Origin of the sequence: Spirabiliibacterium falconis (assembly GCF_014885015.1) — a bacterium.
GTDB classification, from domain to species: domain Bacteria; phylum Pseudomonadota; class Gammaproteobacteria; order Enterobacterales; family Pasteurellaceae; genus Spirabiliibacterium; species Spirabiliibacterium falconis.
The window spans coordinates 44,643-57,356 of the sequence record NZ_JABMIJ010000011.1 but is presented as its reverse complement, the minus strand read 5'-3'; the positions used below and the strand labels follow the sequence as shown (position 1 = coordinate 57,356).

At 39.3% G+C, this 12,714-nt stretch carries 12 protein-coding genes; 2 read left to right on the top strand and 10 right to left on the bottom strand.

Features of this window, described 5'->3' with window-relative positions; translation table 11 throughout:
• The first annotated feature begins 58 nt into the window (after positions 1 to 58).
• The gene (sodA, locus tag HPC40_RS06890) at positions 59 to 679 is read left to right on the top strand and encodes a superoxide dismutase [Mn] (RefSeq protein ID WP_208118759.1); all 621 of its coding nucleotides are present in this window, start codon (positions 59 to 61) and stop codon (positions 677 to 679) included.
• 82 nt (positions 680 to 761) lie between these two features.
• On the opposite strand, the gene wbaP is transcribed toward sodA, so the two are convergent.
• The 9 genes from wbaP to rffG all read right to left on the bottom strand — a co-directional run bounded on the left by wbaP (position 762) and on the right by rffG (position 10,626).
• Entirely contained in the window at positions 762 to 2,189 is a 1,428-nt protein-coding gene (wbaP, locus tag HPC40_RS06885) for an undecaprenyl-phosphate galactose phosphotransferase WbaP (RefSeq protein ID WP_208118758.1), read from the bottom strand.
• A gap of 9 nt (positions 2,190 to 2,198) precedes the next feature.
• Complete coding sequence (locus tag HPC40_RS06880) at positions 2,199 to 2,966, bottom strand: DUF4422 domain-containing protein (RefSeq protein ID WP_208118757.1); 768 nt, start codon at positions 2,964 to 2,966, stop codon at positions 2,199 to 2,201.
• Positions 2,967 to 2,971: 5 nt separating this feature from the next.
• Positions 2,972 to 4,120 (bottom strand): UDP-galactopyranose mutase, encoded by a 1,149-nt coding sequence (gene glf / locus HPC40_RS06875; RefSeq protein WP_208118756.1) that lies wholly within the window; start codon positions 4,118 to 4,120, stop codon positions 2,972 to 2,974.
• Positions 4,121 to 4,400: 280 nt separating this feature from the next.
• The gene (locus HPC40_RS06870; RefSeq protein ID WP_208118755.1) at positions 4,401 to 6,272 is read right to left on the bottom strand and encodes a DUF4422 domain-containing protein; all 1,872 of its coding nucleotides are present in this window, start codon (positions 6,270 to 6,272) and stop codon (positions 4,401 to 4,403) included.
• Between the two features lie 10 nt (positions 6,273 to 6,282).
• Entirely contained in the window at positions 6,283 to 6,990 is a 708-nt protein-coding gene (locus tag HPC40_RS06865; protein WP_235972346.1) for an ABC transporter ATP-binding protein, read from the bottom strand.
• Positions 6,991 to 6,997: 7 nt separating this feature from the next.
• Positions 6,998 to 7,789 carry an ABC transporter permease gene (locus HPC40_RS06860; protein WP_208118754.1) on the bottom strand — a complete coding sequence of 264 codons (792 nt, stop codon included), beginning with the start codon at positions 7,787 to 7,789 and terminating at the stop codon, positions 6,998 to 7,000.
• The gene (gene galU / locus HPC40_RS06855) at positions 7,782 to 8,666 is read right to left on the bottom strand and encodes a UTP--glucose-1-phosphate uridylyltransferase GalU (protein WP_208118753.1); all 885 of its coding nucleotides are present in this window, start codon (positions 8,664 to 8,666) and stop codon (positions 7,782 to 7,784) included. The genes HPC40_RS06860 and galU overlap by 8 nt, the downstream gene beginning before the upstream one ends.
• A gap of 16 nt (positions 8,667 to 8,682) precedes the next feature.
• Positions 8,683 to 9,546 (bottom strand): glucose-1-phosphate thymidylyltransferase RfbA, encoded by an 864-nt coding sequence (gene rfbA, locus HPC40_RS06850; RefSeq protein ID WP_208118752.1) that lies wholly within the window; start codon positions 9,544 to 9,546, stop codon positions 8,683 to 8,685.
• Positions 9,547 to 9,558: 12 nt separating this feature from the next.
• Positions 9,559 to 10,626, bottom strand: a complete 1,068-nt coding sequence (gene rffG, locus HPC40_RS06845) for a dTDP-glucose 4,6-dehydratase (RefSeq protein ID WP_208118751.1) — start codon at positions 10,624 to 10,626, stop codon at positions 9,559 to 9,561.
• Between the two features lie 283 nt (positions 10,627 to 10,909).
• On the opposite strand from rffG, the gene infA reads away from it, so the two are divergent.
• Positions 10,910 to 11,128 (top strand): translation initiation factor IF-1, encoded by a 219-nt coding sequence (infA, locus tag HPC40_RS06840; protein WP_208118750.1) that lies wholly within the window; start codon positions 10,910 to 10,912, stop codon positions 11,126 to 11,128.
• Between the two features lie 17 nt (positions 11,129 to 11,145).
• Here infA and lnt read toward each other — a convergent pair whose 3' ends face one another.
• Entirely contained in the window at positions 11,146 to 12,714 is a 1,569-nt protein-coding gene (gene lnt / locus HPC40_RS06835; protein WP_208118749.1) for an apolipoprotein N-acyltransferase, read from the bottom strand.

The following is a 12,714-nucleotide window of genomic DNA, read 5'->3' as shown; positions in this document are numbered from 1 at the left end:
AAAAATTTGCTATAATAACTCGCATTATCTAGCAACCAACACAAAGAAGGAAATGATTATGGCTTATACTTTACCTGAACTGGGCTACGCCTTTGATGCGCTTGAACCGCACTTTGATAAAGAAACCATGGAAATCCACTACTCCAAACACCACCAAGCCTACGTTAACAATGCCAATGCTGTGCTGGAAACATTACCAGAGTGGGCCGACAAATGCCCAATCGAGTTAGTTTCAAACTTGGATAAAATCCCAGCCGACAAACGCACCGCACTTCGCAACAATGCAGGCGGACACGTTAACCACTCAATGTTTTGGAAAGGGTTAAAACTCAACACCACGTTACAAGGCAAACTGAAAGATGCCATTGAGCGTGATTTCGGCTCTGTGGATGCGTTCAAAGCAGAATTTGAAAAAGCAGCCGCAACTCGTTTCGGTTCAGGCTGGGCATGGCTTGTGTTAAAAGATGGCAAATTGGCTGTGGTTTCAACGGCTAACCAAGATAACCCATACATGGGGAAAGACATTGCAGGCTGCGAAGGTTACCCAATTTTAGGTCTCGATGTATGGGAGCACGCCTACTATTTGAAATACCAAAACCGCCGCCCAGACTACATCAAAGCGTTCTGGATCGTGGTAAACTGGGACGAAGCCGCTAAACGTTTTGAAGAAAACGCCTAACTACATTAAAAATATAAAGACTAAAAAAGCCACTACAACGTGGCTTTTTTATTGAGCAAAGTGAAAGTGCGGTTAGAGTTAGTTAATAAGCACCTTTTCCTTTAATCACTACACTGACAGTCTTAGCCAAAATTACAATATCATTCCACAACGCCCAATTTTTGACATACCAACAATCAAGGTACACTCGCGTTGGATAATCTGTATCACTACGTCCACTCACCTGCCATAGACCAGAAAGTCCAGGACGCACCATATAATAATAAGTTAAATCATCACCATAAAATTTTAACTCAGGGCGAATTACTGGTCTCGGGCCTACTAAACTCATATCGCCTTTTAATACATTCCACAACTGTGGAAGCTCATCAAGGCTTGTGCGACGCAATAAATGCCCAATCTTAGTAATTCGAGGATCGTTTTTTAACTTATAAGTTGCATACCACTGCTTTCGCGCTTGCTCATCATTTTGTAATAATCTTTTTAATACCTGTGCAGAATTTGTTACCATCGTTCTAAATTTATAACAATGAAAGGCCCTTCCATTACGTCCAACACGAACTTGACTATAAGTAGCTGAACCACCGTCTTGACGAATACGCCATACTAGATATAAAAACAATGGCGCGGTAAATACCAGCAACAGAAATGCAACCACAATATCAAACGTACGCTTAACAAAACGAGAAGAGCGTTTAGCAAGGTTATTATGGATACGGAGAGCTATTGCTTCATGCCCAAAAAAGTGAGAGACTTCCGCATCATAAAGTGGCACACCGCGCAGTGGTGGCAAAATTGATACATTGCGCAGCCCCTCTTTAGCGAGCTTGCGCACCCAACACTCTAACAAAAGCGGATGTTGATTATCAAAGGCGATAAACACCTTTTGGAACTGGTTCAATTGTGCCCAAAATTCTGGAGGCGTGATATACTCCACTCCACTAATCAGATCCGGGCGTTCTTCTCCCTCACCTTGTAGCACAATTGCTGTGATATTGTAGCCCAAATAGGTTTCACTGGTGATGGCTTGAAAAGCCCCCTTCAAACTCTGAGCATCACATACCAGCGCACACGACATATTCCATGTGCCAAGTTCACGCAAGTTTTTTTTACACAACATTCGCCCTAAAGGCAGTAATACTCCAGCGAGTAGCCAAGTATAGCACCAAGTATAAAGCGAAAAATGATTATTACTAAATACTAAAAGAGCAAGATTGATCAATGCACCAATAAAGAGCGTGACATAAATATCTTTCAACTCATCCCAAAAGGGTTTACGGTAAGTATAATGTCGGTAAACTACCCAAATCCAGCCCACAATCCCAACTGCGGAGAACAAAAATAAACTCAAACGCACAACAGAATCATAAAATTCTTCAACAGAGAGGGAGAAGTCATCAGGGAAGGAAAGATAGTAAGCAAGAAAAATGGCAATGCAGAGTGAAAAAAAATCACATAAGATTAAAAAAAGTTTGTTCACTTTAGGTGATATTTTTTTTACATCTAGCATATCATTCCTTTATTTAAATAATTTTCGTCTAATCATATTGAATGCTTTGAGCAGTAAATTCTCACCCTCAAGATTGACAACGGGTAACTCTTTCACTTTAAGTTTTTGTTTGTATAACCAAACGTTGAAAAGACGCTCGGCTAAAAATCCAAAAACACGCTTTTGATAAGCGTCATAATTTACAACATCAATGTAAGATTCAATCTTAAACAAAATCGTAAATAGCCATTTGCAATAAGCATTGAAATCATCAACAGACATCACAAACATATTATAAAGTGCTAACTTTTTTTGAGACATGATAGCATCAAAGGCATCAACATAGTCTGGAAAATCAGACTTAATAATCGCTCTCACTTTATCTAAATCAGCTATATTGTGTGCATGTTTGTAATGAGAATAAACAGACTCAATCCAATAATTTCTTCTCTTAGGAACAATAACATCATATTGAGTTAGCAAGTCAGAAAGCATTTCAGGCTCAGCTATATAAACATCATTAAAAGCTAAATGACCTTTAAAATAGCGACGATAATGATTAAGGCCTATAAGGTCAGCGTCAAATTTTGAATAAAGTGCATTTTGCCAAATACAATAAAGTGCGGTCAACTCACAAAATGAAGCATTTTTCTTGGAAATATTGTCACCGACATCATCACGCCAAAATCCAAGATCGGCTTGTGCACACTCAGCCCCAACTTGAATAGGCACATAGCTTCCATGACTTGGGAAACTATATGCTTTATGCGTTGCGATGAATATCACAAGACCTTTCACCTAAATCAAACTCCCATATCAACATAAAATGGTTTTAACGATTGTTGTTTAGACAACGCATTAATCACTTCATCAGCCACTTCTAGTGCTTCTTTAATAGTGACGTCCATATCGAGATAGCGATAGGTTGCAAGACGACCGACAAAAGTTACCTTATTCTCTTTCTGCGCTTTTTCTACATATTGTTTCAAAAGCGCCTTATCTTTGACAAGTCGAATTGGATAATAAGGAATATCATCTTCTTCACACAAACGTGAAAACTCTTTATAACAGATGGTTTTTTCATGTTCTTCCCACGGTGCAAAGTGCTTGTGCTCAGAAATACGCGTGTAAGGTACGTCTTGATCGCCATAATTGATTACCGCATTGCCTTGAAAATCGCCTTCGTCTCTAAAAGCCTCAAAGTCCAAAGTGCGGTAGCCAAGGCGCCCTAATTCACAGCCAAACCACGCATCAAGCGGACCTGACCAAAAAATATGATCATATTGGTTATACATTTCATCATAATATTGTGTATTCAGTTTTACTTCAATATTTGGATGTTGAAGGATTTGTTCAACAAGTGCTGTATAACCTTCTTTTGGCATGCCTTGGAAGCGATGAGCAAAATAATTATCATCATAGTTAAAACGCACAGGCAAACGCTTCAAGATGCTTGCAGGCAACTCTTTCGGCTCAACACCCCACTGTTTTTTAGTATAGCCATAGAAAAAGGCTTTATAAAGCTCATCACCAACAAAACGCTGCGCTTGTTCCTCAAACGTTTTGGGTTCCGTAATCGACATGTCAGCTTTACTTTCAATCAACGCTTTAGCTTCCTTAGGTGAGTATGTTTTACCAAAAAATTGGTTAATTGTGTGGAGGTTGATCGGCAAAGAATACACTTGCCCTTGGCTTATCGTTTTCACACGATTAACGAAAGGCATCATCTCAGCAAAGCGATTAACATATTGCCACACCCGCTCATTATCTGTGTGAAAGATATGTGGGCCATAAACATGAACCATTACACCTGTTTGCTCATCACGTTGAGAATGACAATTTCCTGCAACATGATCACGTTTATCAATCACAGTGACATCAAAGCCTCGCTCAGCTAATTGACGAGCAATAACAGCGTTAGAAAAACCTGCACCTACGAGTAAAAATTTCATTACTTACACCTCAATTTAATATTTTATGCTTTAAATATATATAATTTTTTCAATCAAATGATAGCTTATGTACGATATTGGAAATAGAAAAACAGAAAAAATTAAAATCTTAAATAATAATTCCAATTCATTATAAAAAGTCAATTTGTCTAAAAACCAAATTATTGAGGTATGAAATAAAAATTGCTCCAATTCAAGTTAAATCCCATAAAATGAGAATATACAACAATCAGAGAAAATATACCTCTTAGACTATCAAAAGCATATATATGTTTCATCATCAAAGCCTATTTTTCAGATATTCTTTTAATTTATTCAATCTAACTTTCATAAAGGAAGGCAAACGATTCCAAACTTTTTTAGCTAGTTTCCATTTAAAACTTTTTGGTGTTATAGTTTGGACAAAAACAGTACTTTCTGCCTTATCGTTATTATTCTTATTAAATTTAAACAAGACTTCTTCATACCAAAACGTTTTTCTTAGGTAATAGAAATAATATTCATTAAATCTAGCTTCGGGATTATTCCAAGGTTTTGTTTCATAACCAGCATAATGGATAATATAAGGATCCTTTCTTGCATCTTCAATTTCGCTAATTTGATCATGCGAAAGTCCATTGAATATCTCATCACCACAGTTCACCACATTCCACTTAGGTGATATAAATTTAATATTATTACTAAAATATTTATTTAAAATATCTTGATCAAGAAACCAATATTTTTTCTCAATTAAGGCTTTCACCATTACGTCTGATAAATCTAGCCTGCGTAACTTTTCTAGATCAAATAAAATCACGCCTGCTTGGAAATATTTATTCCAACGATTTTTCAGTCCTACATAATCCTCAAGATACTCTTTAGATTTTATGCTACCAATATCACTTATAGAGGGTATTCCTGCTTGACAAAAGTGATGCATGATATAGTCAAAAACAGCACCAATCGCTTTGCCCTCAAGATCCATAAAAAACAATTTACTCAAATCTTGATTAACAATTGTATCGCAGTCAATATATAGAACACGATCTCTATCTGTAACCAGTCTATCAAGAATCAAACGATAGAATGTTGCTTTAGAAAAATGCATATGAACAGATAGATTGTTAAATTCTGATTTTAGATCTAAAAACTGAATATTAGCATCAAAATTTCTGCATAAGGCTTGCAGCATATTATGATTATAAATACTAATTCCACCATCAAGAATAATCAGATCTAAATAAAATTTATCATCTAAATTTTCTATGATTGATAGTATCAAAGATGCTAAATGAGGAACATAATTGTTATCTGATGCTATGACAACACTCACAATCTCTTTATTAGTTTCAGGTTTTATTGAATACCAATTTTTACTTTCTGTATTTTTGACAAAAACACGTCTTAAGTAATTTACTCTTAATTTTTTATTCTCAGATAATTGATAATCAAGCCATACATTCAATAGTCTTTCTGATAAGTAACCAAAGACACGCTTTTCTTGTGCATCATAGCTTGAGATATCAATCTGTTTTTCAAGCTGAAACAGTATATCAAATAACCATTTAGAATAATCATTAAAAATTTCTTTTTTCATTATAAACATATTCGTAGTTATAACCTTAGAACTACGCATAACTTTATCAAATGAATAAATATATTCTGGATACAGTTTTTCGATTACATTTCTTGTTTCTTTTAAATCTCTTTCATGGTGATAAGCCGAATTTATATAATTATGTCTAACATTTCTCCAGCCTGCTTTTGTCAAATCCCATGGATTAGGCAACACAATATCATAAGGTACAACTTGAGATTCAATTGTAGATTCATTCAATCCATATTGCTCACAAAAATCTAATGTAAAATTATCTACTTCTAATAGTCCCCAATTATTTTCTTCTCTTTCATCATAAGTATTGAAATCAAAAAATCGTCTATAGTGCATGAGACCAATGTAATTAGAATCTTGATCATTCTTCCAGGCCCAATATTGTGCGGTTAACTCACAAAATGAATTATTTTTTTCCGCAATATTCTCACCTGTATTATCTCTTAAATTAATTTCAGGGATTTTAAGTCCAGTTCCAACCTGAATTGGTTTAATATTTGCATTATTCAATATATGAGATGATTTGTGGTATACTGTATACAATGATATATTTTCCATTTTTCAACCTTTAAGCTATATTAATTTTACCATGCTCTAAATGAATATGTTTTTGACAAACTCTATCAGCTAGTCCTTGATCATGGGTTGCCATAACCAAAATTCCTGCTTTATTAACAAATTCTTCTAATCTTTTTTCAGCCTTATTCCTAAATTGCTCATCACCCACACTCATCCACTCATCCATTAAAAGAATTTCAGGTTGAGTACTGGTTGAGATAGCAAAGGCTAAGCGCAGCACCATACCACTCGAGTAGGTCCTCACTGGCATGTTAATAAAGTCACCCAACTCACTAAACTCAACAATTTCATCAATCAATTGAGATGTGTGTTTAGGTTTTAAACCTAGAAATAATCCTCTAAGTTTAATATTCTCAAGCCCTGTTGCTTCTCCATCCATACCCAGCATTGAATCGAGCAAGCTTGTTACTTTCCCTTTAACACTGATTGAGCCTTCAACTGGCGTATAAACACCAGCTAACACTCTCAGCAATGTCGTTTTGCCTGATCCATTGTGGCCAATCAACGCCACTCGATCGCCTTCTTGAATATCAAGATGAATATTTTTTAATGCTTCAATCTCTGTCAAACTGCCAGGGCCTTGAATAATCCGCCCACCAGTTGCTGCATTGAGCATGGTTTGCTTAAATGAACGTTGCTTGGCATCATAGATAGGAAAGCGGACTGATACATTTTCAAGTTTAATATGCATTTTCATCCCTCCATTAAAGCCAATATGTAATTCTGTGGCGTGTTTTCATAAACACAAAAAAGGCGAAAATAAGCCCTCCCAACGCAATCAATATTCCTGATATCCAATGGCTTGGGTCTGGTGTGCCACCGAGCAGCGGTGTTCGTAAAAGGTCCAGCAAAATAGCGAAGGGATTCCATAAAGCGAGGTAGCGTCTGTCTTCTGGCAATTGTTCCATGCTCCAAATAATTGGTGTAACAAAAAAGAGCAATGTGATAATGCTGTTAATAACGGGCAACATATCGCGGTAGCGTGTACAGAAAATCGAAATTACAATACCTATCCAGAATAGATTTATCATTGTGATAAAAAAGGCGGGCAATATGAGTAAAACATCTAAGGATATTGGCTTCCAAAAGATCAATAATATCACGGGATAAAGCAAAAAATTGTGCAAAAAGATAATAAATTGACGATGCAAAACGCGCAAAATGAATACTACAGGTGAAATTTTTGTCTGTTTTAGATAGTGTGCGGCTTCAGCAAATGCACCACAAAAGTCATTAATCGATGACGAGATTAACGCCCAAAAGATCATGCCCAGTGCTAAGTGCGGTACAAAGTCACTCATATCATGCCCAAAGAGGGAGCCATATAATGGCCCCATTGCACTGATTGTGATTGCCATGCTCAAAGTGATCCAAAATGGCCCAAGGGTTGAGCGTCGATAACGGGCTAACACATCATACCAGCCTAATGTCGTCCATAGATAATATTCTTTAAAGGCTAGCCCTACATCACTGATAGCATCTTTAAGTTTATTCATGTTTGTTCTCTTCAATCTTTTGTGTTTTTTGCTCAGCGAGATCAATATCTGTTTCTTTTAAATAGATATGCTTGTAGCAGTAATTTGTCGCGTCAATAAACCCTTCCACACTGCCGCAGTCAAATCGTTTACCCTTGAATTTATAGGCAATAACGCAACCGTTCTTAGCTTGTTGCAGCAACGCATCTGTGATTTGAATTTCACCATTTTTGCCGGCAGGTGTATTCTCAAGCAAAGTAAAAATATCTGGTGTGAGGATATAACGACCAATAATGGCTAAATTTGTTGGCGCTGTACCTAATTCTGGTTTTTCAACCATATTTTCCACGCGGTAGAGATCTTCACTTAATTGTACGCCATCAATAATACCGTACTTATTGGTTTCACTTTCAGGCACTTCTTCAACCGCAACAATTGTACAGCGGAATTGGTTATAAAGCTGAACCATTTGCGCCAACACGCCATCGCCTTGGTTAATACAAAGGTCATCTGCCAAAACTACAGCAAAAGGTTCATCACCTACCAGTTCACGCCCAACCAAGATAGCGTGGCCCAAACCTAACATTTCTCCTTGACGAATAAATGTGAAACTCGCTGAATTAATGATTTTGCGAATATCATCCAGCAAAGGTTCTTTATTCGTTCCTTTAATCTGATGCTCAAGCTCATAATTTTTGTCAAAGTGATCCATCAAAGAATATTTACCCCGCCCAGTGACAATACACATGTCTTCCATGCCGGCTTCAATTGCCTCCTCAACACCATACTCTATTAATGGCTTATTCACAACGGGCATCATTTCTTTTGGCATAGATTTAGTCGCAGGTAAAAAACGCGTTCCGTAGCCGGCTGCAGGGAATAAACATTTTCTTATCATAAAAACTCCAACATTATTATTTTACTAATTTCAACAAATACTGCCCATATTCATTTTTGCTCAGTGCGGTGGCGAGTTGATGGACTTTGTCGGTGCTCAGCCAGCCATTGCGCCAAGCTATTTCCTCAAGGCAGGCGACTTGCAGACCTTGCACATTTTGGATGGTATGCACAAACGAGGCAGCCTCATTGAGGCTTTCGTGCGTCCCCGTATCTAGCCACGCAAAGCCACGCCCCAGTAGTTGTACATTTAGCGCGCCAGCATCAAGATACATCTTATTGATCGAGGTAATTTCCAGCTCCCCGCGTGCAGATGGCTTAACGTGTTTGGCAAACTCCACCACGCGGTTGTCGTAAAAATAAAGCCCCGTCACTGCCCAGTTGGATTTCGGCTTTTCAGGTTTTTCTTCAATTGACCGCACTTTATAGTTTTCATCAAAATCCACTACACCAAAACGCTCAGGATCTTTCACTTGATAGGCAAAGACCGTTGCACCTTCTTTACGATTAACCGCTTTGTGCAGCAATGGCGTGAACGATTGCCCGAAGAAAATGTTGTCACCCAGCACAAGACAACAACTATCACCAGCTAAAAACTCTTCACCGATAAGAAACGCCTGCGCCAGACCTTCAGGCTTAGGCTGCACGGCATAACTGAGTTGAATGCCAAAGTCGCTGCCATCGCCAAGCAATCGCTTGAAGCTATCGTTGTCTTCAGGGGTGGTGATAATCAAAATCTCGCGAATGCCAGAAAGCATCAACACAGAGAGAGGATAATAAATCATCGGCTTGTCATAAACAGGCAGAAGCTGCTTCGACACACCGCGTGTGATGGGATAAAGGCGTGTGCCAGAGCCACCTGCAAGAATAATGCCTTTCATACGCGCTCCTTGTTATTGCCCAGTGCCAAGACGTTCACGACTATAAGAGCCGTCTTGCACACGTTGCCACCACGTTGGGTTATCAAGATACCACTGTACCGTTTTACGAATGCCGCTTTCAAAGGTTTCTTGCGGCTTCCAACCCAGATCGCGGGCGATTTTGCTGGCATCAATGGCATAACGTAAATCATGACCTGGGCGATCATTCACAAAGGTGATCAAATCGCGATATTGCGCCACACCTTGCGGTTTCTGTGGTGCTAATTCTTCTAATAAATCACAAATGGTTTGCACCACGGTGAGGTTAGTTTTTTCATTATGCCCACCGATGTTATAGGTTTCACCCACTTTACCCTGTGTGACCACGGTATAAAGCGCACGGGCGTGATCTTCCACAAATAGCCAATCGCGAATCTGCTGGCCATCACCATAGACAGGTAACAGCTTACCCTCAAGGGCGTTCAATATCATTAATGGAATCAGTTTTTCAGGAAAATGATAAGGACCGTAATTATTTGAGCAATTAGTCACCAATGTTGGCAGGCCAAAAGTGCGGTGCCACGCTCGTACAAGATGATCACTTGAGGCTTTAGAAGCAGAATACGGGCTACTTGGCGCATACGGCGTAGTTTCGGTGAAAAGTGCGGTCGTACCTTCTAAATCGCCATAGACCTCATCAGTGGAGATGTGGTGAAAGCGAAACCGCTCTTTGCGATCCTGATCCAAATTCTGCCAATAGGCACGGCTGGTCTCTAGCAGCGTGTAGGTACCGACAATATTGCTTTCAATAAACGCCGCAGGCCCATCAATGGAGCGGTCCACATGGCTTTCTGCTGCGAGGTGCATTACACAATCAGGTTTATGCTTGGCAAACACGCGGTCAAGTGCAGGACGATCGCAAATGTCCACCTGCTCAAAGGCATAACGCCCATTATCTGCCACACTCGCCAGCGATTCAAGATTGCCCGCATAGGTCAGCTTGTCGACATTCACCACCGCATCTTGGGTGTGTTCAATCACGTACCGCACCACCGCCGAGCCAATAAACCCCGCACCACCTGTTATGAGAATTTTATACATACATCACCATCAATAGCTATAACCAAAAATATAACAAATTTCACTAATTTCTGGTTATATTTATAACCAGTGCTGGTTATGACGATTATACTTGCAAGCAAGCAAGCAAGCAAGCAAGCAAGCAAGCAAGCAAGCAAGCAAGCAAGCAAGCAAAGTATGTGATATTCCTCAAAATTTTACAAAGGTCTTTTAGAAACGCATTCTTCTCGCTATAATAGAGCGTTTTTAAATTTATAGCTTGATAAACAGGCTATGCGATAAAGTTGTGTAAATTAGAGGAACTATGGCAAAAGAAGATAGCATTGAAATGCAGGGTACCATTTTGGAAACCTTGCCGAACACGATGTTTCGTGTGGAGTTGGAAAATGGTCACGTTGTGACCGCACATATTTCGGGCAAAATGCGTAAAAATTATATTCGTATTTTAACGGGTGATAAGGTAACTGTGGAATTAACGCCTTATGATTTAAGCAAAGGGCGAATTGTATTCCGCAGCCGTTAATCAAAAGCTAGCAACTGCTAGCTTTTTTGTTTTTCTCGTTGTGCGATTTGCTGAATTTTGTACCGTAATCCATAGCTTGTGATGTTGAATAAAGCCAATATTAGTAACAAGCCGTAAAGCAATTTGTCGCCAAACTGACTGTAAGGGGTGATGATATTTTCATTTTCCAACGTGGCGGTCAGCGTGGTTGCTTGAAACTGTGGTGCTTGCGCGGTGATTTTTCCATGCGCATTGATAAATGCAGTAATACCGTTATTAGTCGCACGAATCACCGTTTTACCATTTTCTAACGCTCTCATGCGTGCCATTTGTAAATGCTGCCACGGACCGATGGTGTCGCCAAACCATGCATCATTGGAAATAGTGAGTATGTACTCACTTTTATTATGAGCGAGATTTTGTTGTAGCTGACTGCCAAGGACAATTTCGTAGCAAATTGCCGCCGTCATTGTGCTTTTTTGCGTTTTCAATGCGTTTTGTAAAAAATCCCCTTGGGTAAAATTCGACATTGGTAGGTCAAACATCGTGCCTAATGGGCGTAACATGGACTCCAGCGGCACATATTCCCCAAAAGGCACAAGGTGATGTTTGTTATAACGCACCGCACTTTCAGCCTGTTGATAAAGTGCGGTTGGGTTGCCAAGGGTAATAATTGAGTTATAAAAACGCTGCTGTGCGTGATCTGCATATACTGTACCAACGATTAATTCACTGCCCTTTTCTAACGCTGCTTGTTGCCAACTGAGCAATAATCTCTGCACCCGATTTTCCACCACAGGAATGGCGGCTTCTGGCAAAATAATCACATCACTTTTGCCTAAGTGCGGTTGGATTAACGCTTGGTAAATCGCTAGTGTTTTTTCCGCATAAGCAGGATCCCATTTCCTATTTTGTTCAATATTGCCCTGTACAAGGGTAATGGTTTGAGCTGTCGCACGTTGTGTTTTTTGCCCCTGAAAATTGGCATTATGCAATAATAATACCCCACCTGATACCACTGCAAGGCTCAACAAAGCGGTTATGCGAACAGAAATAGGCAAAGTGCGGTCAGGTTTGCACAATGTAAGTAGTTGCCCACAAGCAAACACGATAAAAAAGGTTACGCCCTGTACACCAAGAAGGGGCGCTATACCGCTAAAGGGGCTGTCGATTTGAGAATAACCGAGTTGCAACCATGGGAATCCTGTCATTACCCAGCCGCGTAAAAACTCGGTGATTGTCCAAACTATTGCCATGGCGACCGCACTTTTAATCTGAAAACGTTGGAGTATATAAGCAAATAATAGCGGATAAAGTGCAAGATACGCCGCTAACACGCCAACAGCAAGAAAGCTGAATATGAGCGGCACGCCGCCAAAAAGGTTAATGCTAACGTGAATCCAGTTAATACCAAAGGCAAAGAAACCCAATCCCCAAAAATAGCTGCCCCAAAGTGCGGTTTTACGCTGTGAATGAGTGGCAAAATACAAAAGTCCAAGTGTGCTGATAAAAGCAACAAGCCAATAATCAAACGGCGAAAATGCCAACACGCCCAGCACACCAAGTGCGGTCGCACTGAGTAGATAGAATAAAAATGCAAATCTCAT

Coding starts and splice junctions, on each gene's coding strand:
- sodA (WP_208118759.1), top strand. CDS start 59: ATGGCTTATACTTTACCTGAACTGGGCTACGCCTTTGATGCGCTTGAA.
- wbaP (WP_208118758.1), bottom strand. CDS start 2,189: ATGCTAGATGTAAAAAAAATATCACCTAAAGTGAACAAACTTTTTTTA.
- glf (WP_208118756.1), bottom strand. CDS start 4,120: ATGAAATTTTTACTCGTAGGTGCAGGTTTTTCTAACGCTGTTATTGCT.
- HPC40_RS06870 (WP_208118755.1), bottom strand. CDS start 6,272: ATGGAAAATATATCATTGTATACAGTATACCACAAATCATCTCATATA.
- HPC40_RS06865 (WP_235972346.1), bottom strand. CDS start 6,990: ATGAAAATGCATATTAAACTTGAAAATGTATCAGTCCGCTTTCCTATC.
- HPC40_RS06860 (WP_208118754.1), bottom strand. CDS start 7,789: ATGAATAAACTTAAAGATGCTATCAGTGATGTAGGGCTAGCCTTTAAA.
- galU (WP_208118753.1), bottom strand. CDS start 8,666: ATGATAAGAAAATGTTTATTCCCTGCAGCCGGCTACGGAACGCGTTTT.
- rfbA (WP_208118752.1), bottom strand. CDS start 9,546: ATGAAAGGCATTATTCTTGCAGGTGGCTCTGGCACACGCCTTTATCCC.
- rffG (WP_208118751.1), bottom strand. CDS start 10,626: ATGTATAAAATTCTCATAACAGGTGGTGCGGGGTTTATTGGCTCGGCG.
- infA (WP_208118750.1), top strand. CDS start 10,910: ATGGCAAAAGAAGATAGCATTGAAATGCAGGGTACCATTTTGGAAACC.
- lnt (WP_208118749.1), bottom strand. CDS start 12,714: ATGAGATTTGCATTTTTATTCTATCTACTCAGTGCGACCGCACTTGGT.